The sequence below is a fragment of the Sinimarinibacterium thermocellulolyticum genome, assembly GCF_040327995.1.
GTDB classification, from domain to species: domain Bacteria; phylum Pseudomonadota; class Gammaproteobacteria; order Nevskiales; family Nevskiaceae; genus Solimonas; species Solimonas thermocellulolyticum.
The window spans coordinates 80,270-103,800 of the sequence record NZ_JBEPIJ010000008.1; the positions used below are offsets into that span (position 1 = coordinate 80,270).

24 protein-coding genes and 1 pseudogene are annotated in these 23,531 nt (G+C 68.8%); 23 read left to right on the top strand and 2 right to left on the bottom strand.

The features are described from left to right. The 23 genes and pseudogenes from ABSH63_RS08710 to ABSH63_RS08820 all read left to right on the top strand — a co-directional run bounded on the left by ABSH63_RS08710 (position 1) and on the right by ABSH63_RS08820 (position 22,046). On the top strand, positions 1-588 hold the full coding sequence (locus ABSH63_RS08710) for a PilZ domain-containing protein (RefSeq protein ID WP_352889047.1): 588 nt from the start codon (positions 1-3) through the stop codon (positions 586-588). A gap of 13 nt (positions 589-601) precedes the next feature. Further along, positions 602-1,237, top strand: a complete 636-nt coding sequence (locus tag ABSH63_RS08715; RefSeq protein ID WP_352889048.1) for a response regulator — start codon at positions 602-604, stop codon at positions 1,235-1,237. Between the two features lie 137 nt (positions 1,238-1,374). Further along, positions 1,375-2,823: an RNA polymerase factor sigma-54 gene (rpoN, locus tag ABSH63_RS08720; protein WP_352889050.1), complete on the top strand. Its 1,449-nt coding sequence runs from the start codon at positions 1,375-1,377 to the stop codon at positions 2,821-2,823. A 106-nt stretch (positions 2,824-2,929) separates the two neighbouring features. Further along, the gene (locus ABSH63_RS08725; protein WP_352889051.1) at positions 2,930-4,384 is read left to right on the top strand and encodes a sigma-54 dependent transcriptional regulator; all 1,455 of its coding nucleotides are present in this window, start codon (positions 2,930-2,932) and stop codon (positions 4,382-4,384) included. 52 nt (positions 4,385-4,436) lie between these two features. Next, positions 4,437-4,946 carry a TlpA family protein disulfide reductase gene (locus tag ABSH63_RS08730; RefSeq protein WP_352889053.1) on the top strand — a complete coding sequence of 170 codons (510 nt, stop codon included), beginning with the start codon at positions 4,437-4,439 and terminating at the stop codon, positions 4,944-4,946. Positions 4,947-5,018: 72 nt separating this feature from the next. Further along, positions 5,019-5,345: a flagellar hook-basal body complex protein FliE gene (gene fliE / locus ABSH63_RS08735; RefSeq protein WP_352889054.1), complete on the top strand. Its 327-nt coding sequence runs from the start codon at positions 5,019-5,021 to the stop codon at positions 5,343-5,345. 39 nt (positions 5,346-5,384) lie between these two features. Next, complete coding sequence (gene fliF, locus ABSH63_RS08740) at positions 5,385-6,983, top strand: flagellar basal-body MS-ring/collar protein FliF (protein ID WP_352889055.1); 1,599 nt, start codon at positions 5,385-5,387, stop codon at positions 6,981-6,983. A 26-nt stretch (positions 6,984-7,009) separates the two neighbouring features. Then, complete coding sequence (gene fliG / locus ABSH63_RS08745; RefSeq protein ID WP_352889172.1) at positions 7,010-7,996, top strand: flagellar motor switch protein FliG; 987 nt, start codon at positions 7,010-7,012, stop codon at positions 7,994-7,996. Between the two features lie 82 nt (positions 7,997-8,078). Beyond that, positions 8,079-8,693, top strand: coding sequence for a FliH/SctL family protein (locus ABSH63_RS08750; protein ID WP_352889057.1), 615 nt, complete (start codon positions 8,079-8,081; stop codon positions 8,691-8,693). Then, complete coding sequence (gene fliI, locus ABSH63_RS08755) at positions 8,690-10,057, top strand: flagellar protein export ATPase FliI (RefSeq protein WP_434223260.1); 1,368 nt, start codon at positions 8,690-8,692, stop codon at positions 10,055-10,057. Before ABSH63_RS08750 ends, fliI begins: the two co-directional genes overlap by 4 nt. Then, positions 10,054-10,497, top strand: a complete 444-nt coding sequence (gene fliJ / locus ABSH63_RS08760; protein ID WP_352889058.1) for a flagellar export protein FliJ — start codon at positions 10,054-10,056, stop codon at positions 10,495-10,497. The genes fliI and fliJ overlap by 4 nt, the downstream gene beginning before the upstream one ends. After that, positions 10,494-11,441: a flagellar hook-length control protein FliK gene (locus ABSH63_RS08765; RefSeq protein WP_352889060.1), complete on the top strand. Its 948-nt coding sequence runs from the start codon at positions 10,494-10,496 to the stop codon at positions 11,439-11,441. Before fliJ ends, ABSH63_RS08765 begins: the two co-directional genes overlap by 4 nt. Positions 11,442-11,523: 82 nt before the next feature. Beyond that, complete coding sequence (locus ABSH63_RS08770) at positions 11,524-12,060, top strand: flagellar basal body-associated FliL family protein (RefSeq protein WP_352889062.1); 537 nt, start codon at positions 11,524-11,526, stop codon at positions 12,058-12,060. 7 nt (positions 12,061-12,067) lie between these two features. Further along, a complete protein-coding gene (gene fliM, locus ABSH63_RS08775) occupies positions 12,068-13,072 on the top strand; it encodes a flagellar motor switch protein FliM (RefSeq protein WP_352889063.1) in 1,005 nt (334 codons plus the stop codon). 83 nt (positions 13,073-13,155) lie between these two features. After that, positions 13,156-13,422 (top strand): annotated as a pseudogene (fliN, locus tag ABSH63_RS08780) (flagellar motor switch protein FliN); the annotation flags it as partial. Beyond that, the gene (gene fliO, locus ABSH63_RS08785) at positions 13,419-13,769 is read left to right on the top strand and encodes a flagellar biosynthetic protein FliO (RefSeq protein ID WP_352889064.1); all 351 of its coding nucleotides are present in this window, start codon (positions 13,419-13,421) and stop codon (positions 13,767-13,769) included. The pseudogene fliN and the gene fliO, both read left to right, overlap by 4 nt. Then, the gene (gene fliP / locus ABSH63_RS08790) at positions 13,766-14,515 is read left to right on the top strand and encodes a flagellar type III secretion system pore protein FliP (protein WP_352889065.1); all 750 of its coding nucleotides are present in this window, start codon (positions 13,766-13,768) and stop codon (positions 14,513-14,515) included. Before fliO ends, fliP begins: the two co-directional genes overlap by 4 nt. Beyond that, entirely contained in the window at positions 14,512-14,781 is a 270-nt protein-coding gene (gene fliQ / locus ABSH63_RS08795; RefSeq protein WP_352889067.1) for a flagellar biosynthesis protein FliQ, read from the top strand. The genes fliP and fliQ overlap by 4 nt, the downstream gene beginning before the upstream one ends. Positions 14,782-14,797: 16 nt before the next feature. Further along, positions 14,798-15,571, top strand: coding sequence for a flagellar biosynthetic protein FliR (gene fliR / locus ABSH63_RS08800; protein ID WP_352889069.1), 774 nt, complete (start codon positions 14,798-14,800; stop codon positions 15,569-15,571). Positions 15,572-15,575: 4 nt separating this feature from the next. Further along, complete coding sequence (flhB, locus tag ABSH63_RS08805) at positions 15,576-16,724, top strand: flagellar biosynthesis protein FlhB (protein WP_352889071.1); 1,149 nt, start codon at positions 15,576-15,578, stop codon at positions 16,722-16,724. A gap of 273 nt (positions 16,725-16,997) precedes the next feature. Continuing rightward, a complete protein-coding gene (gene gcvA / locus ABSH63_RS08810; RefSeq protein WP_352889073.1) occupies positions 16,998-17,981 on the top strand; it encodes a transcriptional regulator GcvA in 984 nt (327 codons plus the stop codon). 112 nt (positions 17,982-18,093) lie between these two features. After that, positions 18,094-21,573 (top strand): pyruvate carboxylase, encoded by a 3,480-nt coding sequence (locus ABSH63_RS08815; RefSeq protein WP_352889074.1) that lies wholly within the window; start codon positions 18,094-18,096, stop codon positions 21,571-21,573. Next, positions 21,570-22,046 (top strand): hypothetical protein, encoded by a 477-nt coding sequence (locus tag ABSH63_RS08820; protein WP_352889076.1) that lies wholly within the window; start codon positions 21,570-21,572, stop codon positions 22,044-22,046. Before ABSH63_RS08815 ends, ABSH63_RS08820 begins: the two co-directional genes overlap by 4 nt. Before the next feature lie 46 nt (positions 22,047-22,092). Here the strand turns inward: ABSH63_RS08820 and ABSH63_RS08825 are convergent, their stop codons facing one another. Together ABSH63_RS08825 and ABSH63_RS08830 are read right to left on the bottom strand one after the other, a co-directional pair. After that, the gene (locus tag ABSH63_RS08825; RefSeq protein WP_352889077.1) at positions 22,093-22,665 is read right to left on the bottom strand and encodes a response regulator; all 573 of its coding nucleotides are present in this window, start codon (positions 22,663-22,665) and stop codon (positions 22,093-22,095) included. Beyond that, positions 22,662-23,393 carry a sensor histidine kinase gene (locus ABSH63_RS08830; protein ID WP_352889079.1) on the bottom strand — a complete coding sequence of 244 codons (732 nt, stop codon included), beginning with the start codon at positions 23,391-23,393 and terminating at the stop codon, positions 22,662-22,664. The genes ABSH63_RS08825 and ABSH63_RS08830 overlap by 4 nt, the downstream gene beginning before the upstream one ends. Positions 23,394-23,531: the final 138 nt, after the last annotated feature.

Sequence of the window (23,531 nt, forward strand, 5' to 3'; positions counted from 1 at the left end):
ATGCAAGGCCCGCTAGACCACTGGCTCGGCTATCGCGACTGCCTGCCGTTGGTGCTGTCGCCCTTGCCGGAGCTTTGTGCGGCACAGCTCGAACGCTGGCACGACCAGAATCTGCGCATGCTGCAGGCGATCGCCGTGCTCGACGAGCACCACGCCGCAGTCGAGGGCGGTGGCGCGCTGGAAGCCGAGATCGCTCGCCTGCACCAGAAGCTCGACGTCGCGCTCGAACTGCTGGGCGCGGTGCTGCGCGCGGGCCGCCGTGACGCGCCGCCGGTGGCCGTGCGCCTGAGCCGGGAAGGGCTGTCGTGGCCGGCGACGCTGCCGACGCCGCCGGCACCGCGGCTGCTGGTCGAGCTGGGCCTGCACCCCCTGGCGCCGAGCCCGCTGTGCTGGCCGGTCGTGCCGATCGGCACGCACGAGAACGAGGTATGCGCGCGCTTCGAGGACATGAGCGAGTCGCTCGGTGCGGCGCTGGAGCGCCATGTGTTCACCCGGCACCGGCGGTCGGTCGCCGGTGCGCGTTCGCCGGCCGGCGCGCTCAGCGCGTCAGGCGCTTCCCGACAATCGGTCCGTCATTCCTCAACATGAATAGGACCCTGCCATGCGCCTCGTTTTGGCCGATTCCCGAACGCTCGTCCTCGCCGGGTTCAAGCGGCTGATCGCCGAATACACCGACGCCAGCGTGGTCGGCGAGGCCCGCGACGGTCAGTCGCTGCTGGAGCTGGTCGGTCGCTTGCGCCCGGACGCCGTGCTCACCGAAATCGACCTGCCGAAGATCAGCGGCCTCGAAGCCCTGGTGCAGATCCACCGGCATTACCCGGAAGTCGCGGTCCTGATCCTGACCGGATTGACCGACGGCCAGCACGTGCGCGCAGCCCTGCGCGCCGGCGCCGCCGGCTTTCTCGACAAGGACGCAGAGCCGATCGAGCTCGGTCTTGCGCTGCGTGCGGTGCAGCGCCGCCAGATCTATCTCAGCCCGTCGATCTCGCACGCCGCGGTGGAGCGTCGCAACGGTCCTCTGGTCGAGGATCGCGTGAGCCTGACGCCTCGGCAGCGCCAGGTGTTGCAGCTCATCGGCCGCGGCAAGTCCACCAAGGAGATCGCGAGCCTGATGGGGGTGAGCGTCAAGACCGTGGAAACACATCGCGCGCGCATGATGAATGCGCTCGGCCTCTACGGTACCAATGCGCTGATGCGCTACGCGATCCGCACCGGACTCGACTACGCCCACGTCTGAGCCCGTACCGGCGGAATTCCGACGCAGCTAAGGGAATCCCTTACAAATCGTAAGGAAAATCTTGCTTTGGTTGGCGCCACCGTTTCGCCATGCTGACGGCACACCGATCGGCATGGCAAGACGAGGAGACAAGGCGCATGAAACCGCACCTGCAGATGAAGACGGCGCAATCCTTGGCGATGACGCCGCACTTGTTGCAGTCGATCCGCCTGCTGCAACTGACGTCGCTGGAACTCGAACAGGAATTGCGCGCGGCGCTGGCGCGCAACGTCATGCTCGAAGCGGTCGAGGACGAGGAGCCCGAACCCGAACCGGCCGCAGTGGCGCAGACGGACACCGACGGATTCGCGCCGGTGTCCGGCGCTGACGTCGGCGCCATCGCGCGCGTGGACGCCGACTTCGACTGGTCCAGTCGCGAATCCTGGTCCGGCGGTGAACCGGTGGACGAGGACGGCGAGCCCTGGGAGGCACGCATCGGCCAGCCGCGGACCACCGACGCGCGCGTGGCAGCGATCGAGCAGCTGCGTCTGATGGTGCTCGACCCGCGGCAGGCGCAACTGACGCTCACCATCGTCGATGCCGTCGACGACAATGGCTATCTGCGTCAGCCGCTGGAGGGCATCGCCCTCGAATCCGGACTCGACCCGGAGCCGACGCCGGCCGAGGTGGAGGCCGCGCTGCGGCTGGTGCAATCCGTGGAGCCTTGCGGCTTCGCCGCCCGCGACTTGCGCGAATGCCTGCATTTGCAACTGGCGTCACGGCCTGCCGACGCGCCGGGACTCGCGCTGGCCCGGCGCATCGTCGACGAATGCCTCGAAGCCATCGCCGAACGCGACTTCGATGGACTGTGCGCGCGCTACGGCGTCGATCGTGTCGAGCTGCATGCCGCGCTCGATCTGATCCTCTCGCTCGATCCCAAGCCGGGCGCGGCCTGCGCCGCCGATGCCGAAGCCGTGGTGCCCGACCTGATCGTCAGTGGATCGGTGGGGGCCTGGAAGGTCGAGCTCAACGCCGAGCGCCTGCCGCGTGTGCGCGTGAACGCGCTGTACGAACGGGCGCTGACCGTGCACGCGCACCGTGCCCTGCGCGAGCAATTGCAGGAAGCGCGCTGGCTGGTGCGCGGCATCGAGATGCGCCACGACACGCTGTTGCGCACCGCTCGCGCGATCTTCGAGCGGCAGACGGCCTTCCTCGAACGGGGCGAGACGGGCATGGCACCGCTGACCTTGCGCGAGATCGCCGAGGCGATCGGCATGCACGAGTCCACGGTCTGCCGTGTGACCAGCAACAAGTGGGTGCAGACGCCGTGGGGGGTCTACGAGCTCAAGGCTTTCTTCCCGTCGCAGATCGCGATGCGTCAGGGCGACACCTCCGGCACCGCGGTCAAGGCGATGATCCGGCGCATCGTCGACGGCGAGAATCCACACTCGCCGCTCGCCGATGGCGACATCATGGCGATCCTCGCGCGCAAGGGCATCCATATCGCCCGACGCACGGTCGCCAAGTACCGCGAGGCGATGAACATCCCGTCCGCCAAGGAACGGACGCCGGTCGTCGGTCCGCGTCGCGCAGGCTTGCGCATCTGACGTACAACCGTCTCCGGCGACCAGGAGCGGTTGCCGGCCTCAAACGATTCGAGCAGCGGTGCGACAGGGAGTCCTCGGCTGCGTGTCACGCGCAAGGAGTCATGCCATGTCCGAGGGACGGGTTCTGGTCATCGATGCGGATGAGGAGCGCTCGCAGGCGCTGCGTACGGTGCTCGAATTCGTGCACTGCCGCGCCCAGGTCACGGACCGGCCGTCCGACATCGCCGCGACCTCGCCGCGCGACTGGGATGCGGTGATCCTCGGCAAACTCGCCGCCGACCCGCTCGCCGAGTTGTTGCACTGGTTGCGCCGCGATCGTCTGCACGCGCCGCTACTGGTGCTGCAGCCCTATTACGATGCGGTGCTCGACCTCTCCGGCCTCGACCGCAGCGCCTGCCTGCAGCTCGACACGCCGGTGCGCTATGCCCAGCTCTCGGAGCTGCTGCGGCGTGCCGGACAGATGTCGCCGGCCGACGCCGGTGCATCCGGGTCCGGTCGTCGCAGCTTGGGCCCGACGGGCAATTCCGCGGCGGTACGACGCGTGCGTCGCCTGATCGAGCAGGTGGCCGGTTTCGACACCACGGTGCTCATCACCGGAGAGTCGGGCACCGGCAAGGAAGTCGTCGCCCGCGCGATTCACGAGCGCTCGAACCGCGCGCGCCAACCGTTCGTCGCGGTGAACTGTGGCGCGATCCCGCACGAGCTGCTGGAGTCCGAACTGTTCGGACACGAGAAGGGTGCGTTCACCGGCGCGATCACCGCGCGCAAGGGGCGCTTCGAAATGGCCGACGGCGGCACGCTGTTCCTCGACGAGATCGGCGACATGCCGCTGTCGATGCAGGTCAAGATCCTGCGCGTGCTGCAGGAACGCACCTTCGAGCGCGTGGGCGCCAACCGCAGTTCGCAGTGCGACGTGCGCATCATCGCGGCGACGCATCGCAACCTCGAGGATGCGATCGTCAAAGGCAGCTTCCGCGAGGATCTGTATTACCGCCTCAACGTCTTTCCGATCGAGATGCCGCCGCTGCGCGAGCGGCTCGAAGACCTGCCGCTGCTGATCGAGGACCTGATCCAGGCGCTGGAGCGCAGCGGTCACGGTTCGGTGCGGCTCGCCGCCGACGCGGTGCACGCGCTGCGCGCCTATCACTGGCCGGGCAATGTGCGCGAGCTGTCGAACCTGATCGAACGCCTCGCGGTGCTGCACCCGGGCGCCAGCGTCGGCGTGGCGGATCTGCCGCCGCGCTACCGCGCGCGCATCGAGTGTGCGCCGAGAGCCGCAACGGCGGATTCCTGGGACGAGCCGGAGTCCGATCCCGAAGCGCCGCTGCCGGTGCACAGCTTCGCGACCCCGGCCACGTGCGCCGCCGCGCACGTGGAACTGCCGCCCGGCGGCGTGAATCTCAAGGATCACATCGAAACCATCGAGCTGGCGCTGATCCGCCAGGCGCTGCAGCAGGCCGGCGGTGTGGTCGCGCATGCGGCCAAGCTGCTCAGCACGCGGCGCACCACGCTGGTGGAGAAGCTGCGCAAGTACGGTCTGAGCCGGGAAGTCGCCGCCTGAGCGGCCGAGCGGATACGATGCGCCGATGCGCGCGTCGATCCGAGCCTCATTGTTGCCGATCGTCCTCATGGCGTCGCTCACGGCGAGCGGCGCGGCGTGTGCGCTGGCGATCGGCGTTAAGCCGCCGCAGGCGCTGGGCCGAAGCGCGGACGCGCGCGTGCTGTGTACCGCCGATCACCTCGGACGTGTCCTGGTGGTGACCTTCTGGGCGAGCTGGTGCGCGCCGTGCCTTTCCGAGATGCGCGCGCTCGAAAGTCTGCAACGGCAGGCCGCTGGCCGGCTCGCGGTGGTGGCGGTGAACATCGAGGATCGTCGCCGCTTTCTTGCGCTGCATCGCGCACAGTCCGGGGATTTGTCTCTGACGCTCTCGCACGACGACGATGGGCGCGTGCGCGAGGCCTGGGGCGTAGGGCCCATTCCGCACACCTTCCTGATCGACCACGAAGGGCGGCTGGCTGGCGAATATCGCGGCTACGACGATGCGTTCATTCCGGTGCTGGTCGATCGCATCCGTGAGTTGTTGCGGCGCCGCGCCGCAAACGCCGCCGCGTCGGCGTCCTGACGCGCGAGGTACACCGGCGGCGGGAACGAAACTTGCTCCGCTGAGCGCAGGTTCCCGACGTGGTACAGGCGCATGAGCCAGATCGAGGTGAGTCGCGTGCTGGCGCAGATCCGCGCGCTGCAGCAGCAGGCCGCGGTCAAGCCGGCCGTCCGCGAGGCGGGCGCCTTTGCGGCGCCGGTGAGCTTCCCGTCGCTGCTCAAGGAGGCGATCGCACAGGTGAATGCGAGTCAGCAGGCCAGTGCGCGGCTGCAAGAGGCGTTCGCGCGTGGCGATCGCAGCGTCGAGCTGGCCGACGTGATGCTCGCATCGGCCAAATCGCAGGTGAACTTTCGCGCGATGACCGAGGTGCGCAACCGCCTGGTGGCGGCGTACCAGGACATCATGAACATGCCGATCTGAGACGAGCGCTGATCGATGACAGGGACTCGGACGGCTCTGGTGGACGTTCGCCAGCTCGGCGACTCGCCGGCGCTGCGTCAGCTCGTGCTGCTGGGCAGCATCGCGCTCGCGGTGGCGCTCGGGCTGTGGGTGTTCCGTTGGTCGCAGCAGCCAGCTTACGCGCCACTGTACAGCGGCCTCACCGACCGCGACGCGGCGGACGTGGCCGAGGCCCTGCGCGAAGGCGGCATCGAGTTTCGCTTCCACAACGGTGCCGTGCTCGTGCCGCAAGCGCAGGTCGATCAGGCACGGCTGCGGCTGGCGGCACGAGGTTTGCCCCGCAGCGGGGGCGTCGGTTTCGAGATGATGCAGCAGGACCAAGGCTTCGGCACCAGCCAGTTCATCGAGAGCGCGCGCTACCAGCACGCGCTCGAAACCGAGCTGGCACGGACCATCAGCGCCCTGCAACCGGTGCGTGCCGCGCGCGTGCACTTGGCGATCCCCAAGCCGTCGGCGTTCGCGCGCAACGGCGGCACGCCGAGCGCATCGGTGTTGGTCGACCTGCACGCCGGACGCACGCTGGAGCAGAACCAGGTGGCGTCGATCGTGTACCTGGTGGCATCGAGCGTCGCCGGCATGCCGGTGAGCGCGGTGGCGGTGATCGATCAGTACGGACGCCTGCTCAGCCAGAACGACGGCGACGGTGCCGCTGCGCCGAGTGCCGCCCAGCTCGAACACACGCGGCGCATCGAGAGCGATTACGTACGCCGCATCAACGAGCTCTTGCTGCCGATGCTCGGCCCCGGACGCGTCAGCGCGCAGGTCACGGCCAGCGTCGATTACGCGGTCACCGAGGAAGCGCGCGAGACCTACACCCCGGATCCGGCGAAGGTGCGCAGCGAGCAGATTTCCGAGAACTCGCGCCGTGGCGCGGCATCCGCGGTCGGGGTGCCCGGTGCGGTCAGCAACCAGCCGCCGCAGGAACAGGCCGCGGTGCCGCTCAACGCGCCCGCGAATGGCGAGGAGGTGCAGAACCTGTCGCGCGAGACGGTGCGCAACTACGAGCTCGACCGCACCCTGAGTCACACGCGCCAGGCCAGCGGCCGCGTGCAGCGCCTGTCGGTGGCCGTGCTGGTGGACTACGTGCCGCGGCCCAAGCCCGGCGGCGCGCCGGACGAGATCGAGCTTTCGCCGCTGACCGAGGCCGAGCTGGCCAAGGTCGAGGCGCTGGTGCGCGAAGCCGTCGGTTTCGACGCCGAGCGCGGCGACTCGGTCAGCGTGCAGAACGCGCCATTCATCCGGGACGGCATCGAGGCGCCGCAAGCGCCGCCGTTGTGGCAACGCCCGGAGCTGCGCGAGCTGGCGCGCCAGGCTGGTGGCGCGCTGCTGGTCCTGGTCCTGATCCTGTTCGTGCTGCGCCCGACGCTGCGCCAGTTGCTGGCGACGCCGCTGCGTGCGAGCCCGCCGGCGGCGCTCGCGCAGGGCGACGAGGCACAGCGTGCCGTCGCCGACGATCGCGTCGCGCTGTCCGCCGAGTCGGCCGCACTGCCGGCGCTGGCCTACGAGAACAAGCTGCAGACCGCGCGCGCCGCCGTCGCGCAGGATCCCAAGCGGGTCGCGCAGGTCATCAAGAACTGGGTGGGGCAGGAAGGCGGATGAGCGCAACGCAGACCAAGGCGACCGAGATCAGCGGCGTGGAACGCGCCGCGATCCTGTTGATGTCGCTCGGTGAAACCGAGGCGGCCGAGGTGCTCAAGCACATGGGCGCCAAGGACGTGCAGAAGCTCGGCGCGGCGATGGCGACGCTGTCGAACGTCTCGCGCGAACGCGCGACCGAGGTCGTCGATGCGTTCATCGCCGAGCTCGATTCGCAGACCTCGCTGGGCGTCGGCGCCGACGACTACGTGCGCCGCGTGCTGGTCGGCGCGCTCGGCCAGGACAAGGCCTCCGGGCTGATCGACCGCATCCTGCTCGGCCGCAACAGCAAGGGCCTGGAAGCCCTCAAGTGGATGGAGACGCGCGCAGTGGCCGACATCGTGCGCAACGAGCATCCGCAGATCGTCGCCATCGTGCTGTCCTATCTCGATCCCGACCAGGCCGCGGACGTGCTCGGTCAACTGCCGGACCGCATGAAGAGCGACGTTTTGATGCGCATCGCAAGACTCGATGGCATTCAGCCGGCGGCGCTGCGCGAGCTCGACGAAATCATGGAGAAGCAGTTCACCGGCGGCAACAACCTCAAGGCTTCGAGCGTCGGCGGCGTGAAAGTCGCGGCGACGATCCTCAATCTGATGGACTCCTCGGAGGAGCAGGCGATCATCGGCCGCATCGGCGAGCTGGATCAGGAGTTGTCGCAGCGCATCCAGGATTTGATGTTCGTCTTCGACGATCTCGCCGATGTCGACGACCGCAGCGTGCAGACGCTGCTGCGCGACGTCGGCAGCGAGACGCTGGGGCTCGCGCTCAAGGGCGCGGACCCGCGTGTGCGCGACAAGATCCTGCGCAACATGTCCAAGCGCGCCGCGGAGATGCTGGTCGAGGACATGGAGGCCAGGGGCCCGGCCAAGCTCTCCGACGTCGAGGCGGCGCAGAAGGAGATCCTGGCGATCGCACGCCGGCTCGCGGATGCCGGCACCATCGTCATCGGCGGCAAGGGCGAGGCCTTCGTATGAGCGCGACGCGTCGAGCCTGGTTGGGTGCTGGGCTGCGATCGCGATGCCGTGCGGACGGCTCGTGGTGCGCCGGGGCAGGGCGATGAACGATATCGAGACCACGGCGATACTCCCGGCGGAGACGCTCGCGGATCCACCGGTCCGCTGGCAGTTGCCGAACTTCGACACCGTCTCGGCCGAGCCGCCGAGCGCACAGCAGCTCGAATCGATCGAGGCTGCCGCCTATCAGGACGGGTATCAGCGCGGATATGGCGAGGGCTTCGCCGCCGGCCAGCACGCGGTGCTGCAGCAGGCGCAGCGCCTGCACGCGCTGGTCGAGCACATCATGCGCCCGCTCGCGCATCTGGACGAGGAGGTCGAGCGTGCGCTGGTCGATCTGGCCAGCGCGATCGCGCGGCGCCTTTTGCGCGACGAGATCAGGGCGGCGCCCGAGCGCGTCGTCGCACTGGTGCGCGAAGCCCTGTCGGGCCTGCCGCCGCAGTTGCGCAGTCTGCGCCTCTCGGTACATCCGCAGGACGTGACGCTGCTGCGCGAGCATCTGCAGCCGCCGGGCGATGTCCAAGACTTCTGCATCGTCGCCGATCCGGAGCTTTTGCCGGGCGACTGCCGCGTGGTCACCGAGTCCGCACTGGTCGATGCGCGCCTGGATCGGCGCATCCGCGTCATCGCCGAAGCCCTCGCCGGAGACGGCGCGTGAGCACCTGGGCGCAAGGCAGCAACCAGCGCCTGGCGGCTCGCTTGCAGGAACAGGCCTCGCGTATCGCCACGTTGCCGAGCGTGCAGGTCGAAGGGCAGTTGCGGCGCGTCGTCGGCCTGACGCTGGAGGCCGTCGGCTGCCAGTTGCCGATCGGTGCGCGCGCACGCATCGCCAACGCCGACGGCAGCGGCGTCGAGGCCGAGGTCGTCGGCTTTTCCGGCGATCGCATCTATCTGATGCCGAGCGGCGACATGCAGGGGCTCACGCCGCATGCGCGGGTGGTGCCGGCGGCGGGACGGCTCGAAATCGGCGTCGGCGGCGCGTTGCTCGGGCGCGTGCTCGATGCCCAGGGGCGCCCCATCGACGGTCGCGGACGCCTGGCCTGCGACGGACACGTGCGCCTGCACCGCCCGCCGCTCAACCCCCTGGAACGCGCGCCGATCACGCAGCCGCTCGACGTGGGCGTGCGCGCGATCAATGCGCTGCTCAGCGTCGGTCGCGGCCAGCGGCTCGGCTTGTTCGCTGGCACCGGCGTCGGCAAGTCGACGCTGCTCGGCATGATGACGCGCTACACCGCCGCTGACGTGATCGTCGTCGGCCTCGTCGGCGAGCGTGGCCGCGAGGTGCGCGACTTCCTCGATCACGCACTCGGCGCCGAAGGCCTCAAGCGCGCGGTGGTCGTCGCCACGCCGGCCGACCACTCTCCGCTGCTCAGGCTGCGCGCGGCCTACACGGCGACGGCCATCGCCGAATACTTCCGCGACCAAGGGCGCCACGTGCTGCTGCTGATGGATTCACTGACGCGCTTTGCCCAGGCGCAGCGCGAGATCGGGCTCGCCGTCGGCGAGCCGCCGACGACGCGCGGCTATCCGCCGTCGGTGTTCGCGCGTCTGCCGGGGCTGGTCGAACGCGCCGGCAACGGCCCGCCGGGCGGCGGTTCGATCACCGCCTTCTATACGGTGCTGACCGAGGGCGACGACCCCAGCGATCCCATCGCCGATGCCGCGCGCGGCGTGCTCGACGGTCACATCGTGCTGTCACGCGCGATCGCAGAGTCCGGACTGTATCCGGCAATCGACATCGAGGCCTCGATCTCGCGCGTGATGGATGCCGTCGTCCCCGTCGCGCACGTCGAGCGCGCACGCCAGTTGCGCACGCTGGTGTCGGCCTACCAGCGCAACCGCGACCTGATCCACATCGGCGCCTACCAAAAGGGTGCCGATCCGCGCGTCGATGCCGCGATCGCGCGCTGGCCGCAGATCGAGGAGTTCCTGCGCCAGAGCATCGACCGCGCGGCGAGTTTCACCGACAGCGCCCATGCGCTGGCGGCCCTGCTCACGCGGTCCACCGGAGATCGCCCATGAGTCGTGCGATGTCGTCCAGTCGCCTCAGACCGCTGCAGCGGATCGCCGAGTTGCGTGAAGACGAGGCGGCCAAGCGCCTGCTGGATCAGCGACGCGTGCTCGGCGAGCGCGAGCTGCGGCTGCAGGAGCTGACGCGCTATCTCGCCGAGTACGAGGGTCTGGCCAGCGCCCAACATCCGCGCCTGCTGATGAATCGGCAGGCCTTCATCGAGCGTCTGCGCGAAGCGGTCGCGCTGCAGGCGCAACTGGTCGAACAGGCGCGCAGCCAAGTCGAGGCGCAGCGTGCCGAGTGGCTGCTCCAGCACCGCGAGGTCGCGACGCTCGATCGGCTCGCCGACTGCTACCGTCGGCGCGAACGCCGCATCGAGGAGCAGCGCAGCCAGCGTCAGCTCGACGAGTTCGCGCTGGCCCGCTTCGTCGCGGCGGACACGCCGCCGTGAACCTGCCGGCGATCGGCGGTCCGGCCGCCGTGCCGCCGGCGGCGACACCGGCTGCGCCGGGCGCTGGCGGCGCGCCGCAGGCGCCGCCTTTCGTGCTGTCGGCAGACACCTCGCCGGCACTGGCGCCCACGCTCGTCCCGAGTGATGCGCCCGCCGCGCAAGCGCCGCCGGCCGACGACGCGGCGCCGCTGATCGGCTGGCTGTTCGCGAGCTTTGCGCTCGCGCCTGCGTGCGCTGCCGCAGCGCCGTCGCCCGCGACCGCGGCGGCTGCGCCAGCGGTCACGCGCAGGACCTCGGAGCCGCACGCGAGTCCGATGCCGACGCCGGACTGGAGCGCGGACACCGAGCGAGCCTTCGTGGCGAGCGTCGTGTCCGACACGAGGGATGCGGCTGGGGTGCCGGCGATCGCAGCTTCGCCCGCGGCCACCGGCGAAGACGGCGCGGACCCGGCGCCGCCGCTCGCCGCGGCCTCGTCGCCACCGTTGCCGGCGCCGGCGTCGCCTGTATGTGCGCCGACGGTGGCGAACGCCGCGCCGCAGGCGGCGGCCGTGAACCCATACGGCGCGTTACCGCTGGTCGTGGATGTGCCGGACGTGGCGCTGGACCTTGGCGAGCGCATCGCCTGGCTGCTCGATCAAGGCCTGAGCGAGGCGATTCTCGAACTGCACCCGGCGGAACTCGGCGCGCTGACCATCCGCATCGAGACGCAGGCGCAGCAGGCGCAGGTGCACATCATCGCCGCCGAACCGGCGGCCCGTGCGCTGCTGAGCCAGCACCTGCCGCAGTTGCGCGAGCTGCTCGGCGCCAGTGGTTTGACGCTGACCCGCGGACAGGTGGAGTGCGCCGAGCGTCGCGCGCCCCCGGCATCCGGCGCCGGCGAGCCGTCGGTGCGCATCGCGCGTCGACGCATCACCGCCGTGACTCTCGTCGACACCTACGTCTGAGCGTCGGGTCGCCGTCGCGGCTGCGTGGAACAGGACTTGCTCCGGGCCTGAGCACAGTTTCCCGACGAGCGAGCCCGAGCCGATGGCTGCCGCGAAATCCGAAGAGGCGATCGAGACCCAAGCCCCGCCATCATCGTCCGCTCCACGCAAGAACGGCGGTGTGGCGATGATGCTCATCGCCATCCTGCTGTCGACGCTCGGCGGTGGCGGCGCGGCGTGGTTCGTCACCCGGCAGGCCCTGGCCGGCGCACAGCCGAAGTCCGCCGATGTGCACGGCGCCGAGCCGCAAGTGCCGAAGGCACCGGCCCGCTACGTGGCGCTCGAGCCGCCGTTCATCGTCAACCTCGAGGATGACGGCGGCGAGCGCTTCCTGCAGGTTCAGGTCGAGCTGATGAGCCGCGATGCCAAGACCATCGAACAGATCCAAAAGCATGCGCCGCGCATCCGCAGCCAGTTGCTGTTGCTGTTCGGTCAGCAGCAGGCGAGCGCGTTGGCCACGCGCGTCGGCAAGGAGAAGCTGCAGGCCGATGCGCTCGCCGAGGTCCGGGCGATTCTCACCGCGGAGACCGGCGAGGCACAGGTCGAGGCGGTGTATTTCACCAGTTTCGTGATGCAGTAGGTGCGCGATGGCCAATCCCAACGATCTGCTGTCCCAGGACGAGATCGACGCGCTGCTGCACGGCGTCGACAGCGGCGCCGTCGACACCACGCCGCCGCCGCCGGCGCCGGGCGAGGCGCGTCCCTTCGACTTCACCGCGCAGGATCGCATCGTCCGCGGGCGCATGCCGACGCTGGAGATGATCAACGAACGCTTCGCGCGCCTGTTTCGCATCTCGCTGTTCAACATGCTGCGCCGCTCGCCGGAGCTGACGGTGGTCGGTGTGGAGACCGCTAAGTTCACCGAGTACACGCACTCGCTGTACGTGCCGACCAATCTCAACCTGATTCGCGTCAAGCCGCTGCGCGGCACGGCGCTGGTGGTGTTCGAGCCGCGCCTGGTATTCACCGTGGTCGAGAACTTCTTCGGCGGCGACGGGCGCCTGAACACGAAAATCGAGGGCCGTGAGTTCACGCCCACCGAAATGCGCGTGATCCAGCTCTTGTTGCGCCAGACCTTCGCCGACATGGTCGAGGCCTGGAGCCCGGTGATGCGGCTGGAGTTCGAGTATCTGAACTCCGAGGTAAATCCGCATTTCGCCAACATCGTCGCGCCGAGCGAGATCGTCGTCGTCAGCAAGTTCAAGATTGAGTTGGAAGGCGGCGGCGGCCATCTTCACGTGACCTTCCCGTACGCGATGATCGAGCCGATTCGCGAGCTGCTCGACGCCGGCATCCAGTCCGATCGCGTCGAGAAGGACGAGCGCTGGGTCACGGCGCTGCGCGAGCTGATCAAGGACACCGAGGTCGAGCTGTCGAGCGAGCTTGCGCGCACCACCCTCTCGCTGCGGCAGCTCGCCCGCCTCAAGCCCGGCGATGTCATTCCGATCATCCTGCCGAAGTCGCTCGATCTGTGCGTCGAACGCTTGCCGCTGTTCCGCGGTAGCTTCGGCGTCGCCAACGGCAACAACGCCATCCGCATCACCGACGTGAACGCAACCGCGCGTTCCGTCAGCCAACGAGAGGCCGCATGAGCGCCAGCACCCAAACCAACAGCAGGCCCGAGCCCGAGCGCGCGAGCTTTCAGAATCTCGAGGATCGCTCGCCGCCAAACAAAGACGGCGAGACCAATCTCGAGCTGATCCTCGACGTGCCGGTGACGCTCTCGCTCGAAGTGGGGCGTTCGCGCATTCCGATCCGCACGTTGCTGCAGCTCAACCAGGGCTCGGTGGTCGAACTCGACCGCGCCGCCGGCGAGCCGCTGGACGTCTACGCCAATGGCACGCTGATCGCGCATGGCGAGGTCGTCGTCGTCAACGAGAAGTTCGGCATCCGTCTGACCGACGTGGTCAGCCCGGCCGAGCGCATCCGCAAACTCAAGTGAACGAGCAAGCCGCCGTATCCGCCGCCGGCATGCTCGACGTCTTCGTCAGCCTGCTGCTGGTCATCGGCGCGATCTTCGCGCTGGCCTGGCTCGCGCGCCGGTTGCAGGGCGCACGCGTGGCCCGCGGTAGCGCGATCCGGGTCTGTGGCGGCGTCCAGCTCGGCGCCAAGGAGAAGGTCGTACTGCTGCAGGTCGGCGAAACCCAGTTCCTCGTCGGCGTCGCCAGCAGCAGCGTCAGCCTGCTGCATCGCTTCGAGTCGGCCGTGACCGACGATCCGCCGACGCCCGACACCGGCTTCGCCGAGCGTCTGCGCCAGGCGCTGACCGGCGGCCGGAGCGCGACATGAGATCCGCACTGCGCCTCGTTGGCACTTTGGCCGCGCTGTCCGCGCTGCCCGCCTTCGCCGCGCCGGCCTTGCCGGCCGTGACCGCGACGCCGCTGGCGAGTGGCGCCACCGAGTACAGCCTCAGCATCCAGGTGCTGCTGCTGATGACGGCGCTCACGTTGTTGCCGGCGGCGCTCCTATCGATGAGCGCGTTCACGCGCATCGTCATCGTGCTCGGCCTGCTGCGCCAGGCGCTGGGCACCGGGCAGACGCCGACCAATCAGGTGCTGATCGGCCTCGCGCTGTTCCTGACCTTCTTCGTCATGGCGCCGGTGATCGACAGCGTCTACGAGAACGCTGCGCAACCCTACATGGCCGGCGAACTCGCATTCGAGCCGGCGCTGAAGGCCGCCGCCGAGCCGATGCGCGCCTTCATGTTCGCGCAGACGCGCGAGGCCGACCTGCTCAGCTTCGCCCGCATCGCCGGCGACGAGCCGTACCGCTCGCCGCAGGACGTGCCCTTCGCCGTTCTTGCAGCTGCGTTCCTGACCTCCGAACTCACGACGGCCTTCCAGATCGGCTTTTTGCTGTTCATCCCGTTCGTGATCATCGACCTGATCGTCTCCAGCGTGCTGATGAGCATGGGCATGATGATGCTCTCGCCGATGCTGATCTCGCTGCCGTTCAAGTTGATGCTGTTCGTGCTCGTCGACGGCTGGTCGCTGGTCACCGGCATGCTCGCCGCCTCGTTCCGGGCCGTGTCATGACCCCGGAGAGCGTGCTGACCATCGGCCGCGACGCGCTCGTGCTCGGCATCCTGCTCGGTGCCCCGCTGCTGCTGACCGCGCTCGCCGTCGGCGTGCTCGTCGGCGTGTTCCAGGCCGCGACGCAGATCAACGAGATGACCTTGAGCTTCATCCCCAAGCTGCTGGCGATGGCCGCGGTCGGCGTCGTCGCCGGCCCGTGGATGCTGCGCCTGCTGATCGAGTACACGCGGCGCCTGGTCGATAGCATTCCGGGCATGCTGGCCTGATTCGTGTGAGCGCGCGATGAGTTTCACCGACGCGCAACTCATCGCCTGGGTCCAGCACTTCGTCTGGCCGCTGATCCGCATCAGCGCGCTGTTCATGATCGCGCCGGTGCTCGGCGCGCGCGCTGTGTCGCCGCGCATCCGCCTGCTCTTGGCGCTCGTGATCACCGCCGTCGTCGCGCCGCTGTTGCCGGCGCCACCGGTGACGGCGCCGCTATCGGCACCGTGGTTCTCGACGCTGCTGCAGCAACTGCTGATCGGCCTGATCGCCGGTTTCGTGCTGCTGCTGGTGTTCGAGGCCGTGGTCATGGGCGCCGAACTGATCGCCTTCGGCATGGGTCTGGGCTTTGCACAGCTCGCCGATCCGCTGCGCGGCACGACGACGCCGGTGATCGGCCAGTTCCTCACGGTGATGGCGAGCTTGCTGTTCCTCGCGCTCGGCGGTCACTTGATCCTGATCGAGATGATCGTCGCCTCGTTCGCGACGCTACCCATCGGCAGCGAGGGTCTGGGCATCGACCAGATCGGCACGCTGCTGCGCTTCGCCGGCATTATGTTCTCCGGTGGCCTGCAGCTCGCACTGCCGATCGTCATCGCCCTGCTCACCGTGAACCTCGCGATGGGCGTGGTCAGCCGCAGCGCACCGACACTCAACCTGTTCGCGGTCGGCTTCCCGGTCACGCTGGTCGCCGGGCTGTTGCTGCTGCGCGCCGGTTTGCCGGCGCTTGGGGAGGGTGTGGTCCAGTTGCTCGACGAGGCCTGGGTGCTGCTCGGTGCGCTGCTGAGGCTCTGAAGCCATGAGCGGACAGGCCGGCAGCCAGGACAGAACCGAACGCGCCACACCCAAGCGCCTGCGCGACGCGCGCCGTCGCGGCGAGATCGCGCGCTCGCGCGAGCTGGTCAGCTTCGTCGTCGTCGCCGGCGGTCTGCTGACGCTGCTTTTGTTCGCCGGCACCATCGCCAACGGCGCGGCCACGTGGATGCAGCGCGCGCTGTCGCCGGAACTGCCGCTGGTCGAACGCCCGCAGGATCTGGCGCGCCACTTCGGCTTGATGCTCGGCGCCGGCTTCGCCGTCGCGCTGCCGCTGCTCGGTGCGGGCTTTCTCGCCGGCATCGTCGGCCCCATCCTGCTCGGCGGCTGGAACGTCTCGGCGGAAGCGCTCAAGGCGGACTTCAAGCGCGTGAACCCACTGTCCGGACTCGGCCGCATGTTCTCCGCGCAGAGCCTCGTCGAACTCGGCAAGGCCCTGCTCAAGGTCGGCGCGCTCGGCGCCATTGCCGTGCTCTTCCTCGTCACGCGTCTCGACGAGATCATGGCGCTGGGCCGCGAACCGCTGGAACCGGCGATGGCGCATGCCATGCGCATCGCGCTGGGCTGCCTCGGCTGGATGTGCGGCGGCCTGCTGCTGATCGCGCTCATCGACGCGCCTTACCAGCTTTGGTCGCATGCGAAGAAGCTGCGCATGACGCGCCAGGAAGTGCGCCAGGAACACAAGGAGACCGAAGGCAGCCCGGAAGTGAAGGGCCGCCAGCGCCAGCTACAGCAGCAAATCTCACGGCGCCGGATGATGGAGGCGGTGCCGGGCGCCGACGTCGTCGTCGTCAACCCGACCCACTATGCCGTGGCCCTGAAGTACGACGCCGGCAAGATGCGCGCCCCGCGCGTCGTCGCCAAGGGCGTCGATCTGATCGCCCTGTCCATCCGTGAACTCGCGCGCCGGCACCGCATCCCCATCGTCGATGCGCCGCCGCTGGCGCGCGCGCTGTACCGCAGCGCGGGCCTCGGCGACGAGATTCCCGCTCCCTTGTACGCGGCCGTCGCCCAGGTGCTCACCTACGTCTATCAGCTCCGCGACTGGCGCCGTGGACCCGGAGCCCGTGGGCCTAGGCCGTGCGCGCCGCAGATCGGCGAAGTGCCCGGCGGGGAGGCGGATGCCGGGGCTTGATGCGCCGCGCGCCTGTGCTCGCCGACGCGCCCGGTGCGCGCGGCGCCGGACTCGCCACCGGGCCGACCGGAACGCCGAAAAAAGAAGGCCGCCCGGGGGGAGCTGGGCGGCCAAGGTGCGAGATCCCGTGACCGGGATCTGGAGGAGACTCGTTGCCGACCGGGCGGTGGCACCAAGGCACGCCGCTCGCGGTGGTCATGGCGGCATTCTGGGGCTCCGGGTAAAGTCCGACAACCGAGATTTTTCCCGCGATGATTAATCAAATCTAAATCGATGCGTCTCCCCCCTTTGAACGCACTGCGGGCTTTCGAGGTCGCGGCACGGCATCTGAGCGTACAGAAGGCGGCGCAGGAACTGTTCGTGACGCCCGCCGCCGTCAGCCAGCAGATCAAGGCGCTCGAACAGCGTCTGGGCGTGTCGCTGTTCCGGCGCCTGCCGCGCCGACTCGAGCTCACCGAGACCGGCGCGGCGCTGATGCAGCGCCTGAGCGCGGCCTTCCGCGAGATCGAGGACGCCGTCCAGCAGGTCGAGATCAAAAAGTCCGATGCACGCGGGCGCTTGGTGATCGGCGCGCCGCCGGGTTTTGGTTCGAGTTGGCTCTTGCATCGACTCGCCGATTTCCAGACGCATCGACCGGACATCGAGTTGCAGTTGGCCGCGAGGCCGACGATGTCAGATCCGGTGCGGCGCGCCTCCGACGATCCGGACGATCTGTTCGAAGGCTGCGATGTCGCCATCCGTTTCGGCGATGGCCACTATCCGGGCTGCGTGGTGCACAAGCTGTTCTCGCTGCATTCGACGCCGATGTGTCACCCGGCCCTGATCGACGGCCGCCACCCGCTGCGTGAACCCCGCGATCTCGCCGACCACACCTTGCTGCACATCCGCAACGACGTGCCGCAGATGGATGTCGGCTGGCCGGGATGGCGTGACTGGTTCAAGGCCGCCGGCGTGCCCGACCTGGACTACCGCCGCGGCCCGGTGTTCAACCAGGTCGCACTGGCGATCGAGGCGGCGGCCGATCGTATGGGGGTGGTCCTCGGCGTGCCGCTTTTGGCTGCGCGCGAACTCAGCCGCGGGCGCCTGGCGATTCCGTTTCCGATCAGTCTGACCATGAGTGCCGCGTACTACGTCGTGCATCCGCAGCAGGCTGCGGACGAGGTGATCACCTTCCGCGACTGGCTGATCGGTGAAGCCGCACGCGAGAAATGGGCCCGTCCGCTCGGCGGTCTCGAACCGCTACGCTGGATTCCGTAGCTCGCCCCAGGGCGATCGCCGCCGGCACCGCGCCTGCACGCGGATCGAGGACGGATTAGCATCACGCCCGGCGATCCTGCGGTTGGCTGATCCATCCGCTCCACGCCCGCCCATGGAGGTCCTCGTGCGCCGCATCCGCAAGCTGCTCGTCGCCAACCGTTCGGAAATCGCGATCCGTGTGATGCGCGCAGCGGCGGAGCTCGGCATCCGCACGGTGGCGATCTATGCGAACGAGGACCGCTACGCGCTGCACCGTTTCAAAGCGGACGAAAGCTACCGGGTCGGCGCGGGTCTGAAGCCCATTGCGGCATACCTGGACATTGCCGGCATCATCCGTATCGCCAAGCAGGCCGGCGTCGATGCCATCCACCCCGGCTACGGTTTTTTGTCGGAGAACCCGGACTTCGCCGAGGCCTGCGACAAGGCCGGCATCCTCTTCGTCGGTCCGCGGCCCGAGGTCATGCGCACGCTGGGCAACAAGGTCGCCGCGCGCAACGTGGCGATCGAGGCCGGCGTGCCGGTGATGCCGGCCACCGGCCCGCTGCCGCGCGATGCCGCCGAGGTTCGCCGGCTCGCCGCCGAGATCGGTTATCCGCTGATGCTCAAGGCGAGCTGGGGCGGCGGCGGTCGCGGCATGCGCGTGATCGAGTCGGAAGCCGACCTGGAGCATCAGGTCGAGGTTGCGCGCCGCGAGGCGGCGTCGGCCTTCGGCAACGACGAGGTGTATCTGGAAAAGCTGGTGCGCCGCGCGCGTCACGTCGAGGTGCAGGTGCTCGGCGACACCCACGGCAATCTCGTCCACCTATTCGAGCGCGACTGCTCGGTGCAGCGGCGCAACCAGAAGGTGGTCGAGCGCGCGCCGGCGCCTTATCTCGACGACGCGCAGCGCGCGCAGTTGTGCGAAGCCGCGCTCAAGCTCGCGCGCGCGGTCGACTACACGCACGCCGGCACCGTCGAGTTTCTGATGGATGCCGACAGCGGCAAGTTCTACTTCATCGAGGTCAATCCGCGCATCCAGGTCGAGCACACGGTCACCGAGGAAGTCACCGGCATCGATATCGTCAAGGCGCAGATCCGCATCACCGAGGGCATGCGCATCGGCACGCCGCAGTGCGGGGTGCCCGAGCAGAAGGACATCACGCTCACAGGTCACGCGCTGCAGTGCCGCGTGACCACCGAGGATCCGGAGAACGGCTTTCAACCGGACTACGGCCGACTCACCGCGTATCGCAGCGCCGCCGGTTTCGGCGTGCGCCTCGACGGCGGCACGGCGTATCCGGGTGCGGTGATCACGCCGTACTACGACTCGCTGCTGGTCAAGGTCACCACCTGGGGCGCGAGCAGCGACGAGGCGGTGCAGCGCATGGACCGTGCGCTGCGCGAGTTCCGCATCCGCGGCCTGTCGAGCAATCTGCAGTTCCTCGAAAACGTCATCAACCATCCGACTTTCCAGTCCGGCGAGAACACGACGCGTTTCATCGACGAGACCCCGGAGCTGTTCAAGTTCGCCAAACGCCGCGACCGTGCGACCAGACTGCTGCGCTTCATCGGCGAGGTCGTCGTCAACGGCAATCCCGAGATGAAGGGCCGCACACCCCCGGCGACGCCGATGGCCGAGCCGGTGCTGCCGCCCGTCGACCTCGCCGGCGACGCTGGCGGCAAGATTGCCCCGGGCACGCGCGATCGCCTGCGCCAGCTGGGCGCGGACGGTTTCTCCGCGTGGATGCTCAAGCAGCCGCAGGTGCTGCTCACCGACACGACGATGCGCGATGCGCACCAGTCGCTGTTCGCGACGCGCATGCGCACGCGCGACATGGTGGCGATCGCGCCGTACTACGCGCGTCTGCTGCCGCAGTTGTTCTCGCTCGAATGCTGGGGCGGTGCGACCTTCGACGTGGCGCTGCGCTTTCTCAAGGAAGACCCCTGGGACCGACTCGCGCAGTTGCGCGCGGCGATCCCGAACATCCTGTTGCAGATGCTGCTGCGCGCGTCCAACGCCGTCGGCTATACCAACTATCCGGACAACGTCGTGCGCCAGTTCGTGCAGCAGGCGGCGGCGAGCGGCGTCGACCTGTTCCGCGTGTTCGACTCGCTGAACTGGGTCGAGAACATGCGCGTGGCGATCGACGCCGTGCGCGAGACTGGCGCACTGTGCGAGGGCACGATCTGCTACACCGCCGACCTGTTCGACGAGTCGCGCCCCAAGTACAACCTCAAGTACTACGTCGACATGGCCAAGGCGCTGGAGAAGGCCGGCGCGCACATCATCGGCATCAAGGACATGGCCGGCGTGTGTAGGCCGCGTGCGGCGCATGCGCTGGTGACCGCGCTCAAGCAGGAGGTCGGCCTGCCGATTCATTTCCATACGCATGACACCAGCGGCATCAGCGCCGCCAGCGTGCTCGCCGCGGTCGAGGCCGGTTGCGATGCGGTGGACGGCGCGCTCGATGCGATGTCCGGCCTGACCTCGCAGCCGAATCTCGGTTCGATCGCCGCGGCGCTCGCCGGCACCGCGCGCGATCCGGGCCTGTCTTTGGATCACATGCAGGCGATCTCCACCTACTGGGAAGGCGTGCGCCGCTACTACGCGCCGTTCGAGGCCGACATCCGCTCCGGCACCGCCGACGTCTATCGCCACGAGATGCCGGGCGGGCAGTACACCAATCTGCGCGAGCAGGCGCGCGCGCTCGGCCTCGAAGCGCGCTGGCCGGAGGTGTCGAAGGCCTATGCCCAGGTGAACCGCCTGTTCGGCGACATCATCAAGGTCACGCCGACCTCCAAGGTCGTCGGTGACATGGCGCTGTTCATGGTCGCCAACGATCTGGACGCAGACGACATCACCGACCCCGATCGGGAGATCGCGTTTCCGGAATCGGTGGTGTCGCTGTTCAAGGGCGAACTCGGCTATCCGCCGGACGGTTTTCCGAAGGCGCTGCAGGCCAAGGTGCTCCAGGGCGCGCGCCCGATCGAGGGCCGGCCCGGCGCCTCGCTGCCGCCGGTCGATCTCGAACGCGCGCGCGCCGAAGGCGAGAAGGCGACCGGGCGCAAGCTCAGCGATACGGACCTCGCCTCGTACCTGATGTATCCGAAGGTGTTTCGCGAGTATGCCGAGCACCGCAGCCAGTTCGGCGATGTCTCGGTGCTGCCGACCCCGACCTTCTTCTACGGTCTGCAGGAAGGCGAGGAAATCTCGGTGGACCTCGAGCCCGGCAAGACGCTGCTGATCAAGCTGCAGGGCAGGGCCGAGGTGCCGGAGGAAGGCATCGTCAAGCTGTTCTTCGAGCTCAACGGCCAGCCGCGTGTCGTGCGCGTGCCCAAGGCCGGTGCCGCGACCAAGGCCGAACGCGCCAAGGCCGAGGACGGCAATCCGGCTCACGTCGGCGCGCCGATGCCGGGTATGATCGTCGCCGTCGCGGTCAAGCCGGGGCAGAAAGTCAGAAAGGGCGATCCGCTGCTGTCGATCGAAGCGATGAAGATGGAAACCCAGATCCGCGCCGAGGCGGACGCGACGGTCCGTGAGGTGAACGTATCCCGTGGCGCCACCGTCGAAGCGCGCGATCTGTTGATCGTGCTCGAAGCAGGTTCCGCATGAATAAGGTTTCGTCGGCGTTGATGCTGTTGCTGGCCGGGGCGGCGCATGCCCAGAACGAACCCTTGACGGCCGAGGCGTTGGCGCGATGCGCGCAGCAGGTCCTGCACCTGCGCAGCGAAGCCCCCCGACTTATGGCGCGCAACGCCGAGCTGGACCTGCAGCGCGAGTCAATTCAGCAGCGTCAGCGTGCGTTGGCCGATGAGGCCAAATCGATCGGTGTCGACGATCTGCGCGCCGGCCTCGATTACACCGAGCGCCGGCGCGCGCTCAACGACGAGGCACGCGCCTTCAATGCCGCGATCGAACGCATCAAGGACGAGATCCGTGCGATCAACTTGGTCAAGCAGCGCTACGACGCCGACTGCGCGCGACGCAGCTACCGTCGCGCCGACTTCGAGCGCCTGAGCCCCGAGGCGCAGGCGGCGATGCGCGCGGGGCTCGACGGCATCGTGGTGCCGTATACGGAGCCGTGACCGCCGGCTCGTGAGCCGCGCGGCCCTTGTGGGCTTGGGGCCGAGGTCATGGTGCGGCGCGCAGCGGTTGCAGGGCGGCGCGTAGCGCATCGGCATCGACGCCGCGCGCTGCCCCGGCCTCGCGCCCCGCGGCACCGCGAGCAATCTCTTGCAGGTAGCCGCGAACCGGCTCCGCCGGCGCTGCTCCGATGGCGTCGAGTTCGCGCAGGATGCGCCGTGCCAGCGACGGTGACAGCGGCGGCGGTGCGCCGGCGAGCTGCGCACGCAGCGTTTCGGCGAGTGCTTCGACTGAGCGGTCCTTGAGCAGGTGGCCGTCGGCACCGGCGTGGATCGCGCGAAACAGGTACGCATCGTCGTCGAAGATCGTCGGCACGAAAATGTGTGCGTCTGCTCGCGCGCGAAACAGCGCCTCGATCAGCTCGACACCGCTACCATCCGGCAGTCGCAGGTCGATCAGCGCCAGATCCGGCCAAGCCTGGTCGACGCACAGGCGCCGCGCGGCCGCGAGGCTGCCAGCATGGTCGACCCGTATCGTGCCGAAAGCCAGGCGCAGGGCCGCGTCCAGCCACTGACGCGTCCGTGGCTGGTCATCGACGACCCAGGCGGTGCGCGGCGTCATGCCCGGGTGCCCGGCAGCGGAAAGCGCAGCAGCACCTGGGTGCCGCCCAGCGTGTCGGTGTTCCAGGCGATGGTGCCGCGCAGTTCCGCGGCGCGCCGGCGCATGTTGTCGCTGCCGCGACCCTCCGGTTCGCCGGCGCTACCGGCGCCGTCATCGGTGATCTCGAACACCAGCTGATCAACGCTGCAGACGACGCGGATGCGGACATGGTTCGCCGCGCCGTGGTGCAGAGCATTGCTCAGCGCTTCGCGCACGATGCGGAAAAGATGCAAGGCCTGACCCTGGGCGAGTGGCGGGTCCGGCAGGTCCTCGGCCTGCTGCCAGTCCAGGCGGCCGCCGACGAGCAAAAGACGCTGCTCGGCTTCGCCGCGGATATCCTGCAGCACTTCGTGCAGGGTGCCCGGTGCGCCGCACGAACGCGAGACGACGTCGCGCAGGTCCTGGAGTATCGTGCGCGCGATGTCGGCCTGCACCGCCGAGGGGCTGGCGTGGATCAGGTTCAAAAGGCGCGCGCCGATGTCGTCGTGAAGATCGGCAAGGATGCGCTCGCGCTCTTCGGCGGCGAGGCGCTCGCGCGCCAACGCCTCGCGTTCGGCGAAGCTGGCTTCGAGTTCGGCGCGGGCGCTGCTGCGCTCGCGCAGCAGGCGACGCGCGAGACGGCGTTCTCGCCACCACAGCGCGCAGGCGAGCAGAAACAGGATCAAGAGGGCGAGCGGCGCGGCGTTCATCGCGCCCGCATCTTAGCCTGCACGGTGCGGGTTTTCCCCGTGAGCGCCGTCCTTCATGGCACGTATACTGGCCGCAAAAGCAAGTGGACACGCAGTCCAGATGCACCTTGGGTCGCCGCCAGGCGAGAGGAGAGGGCG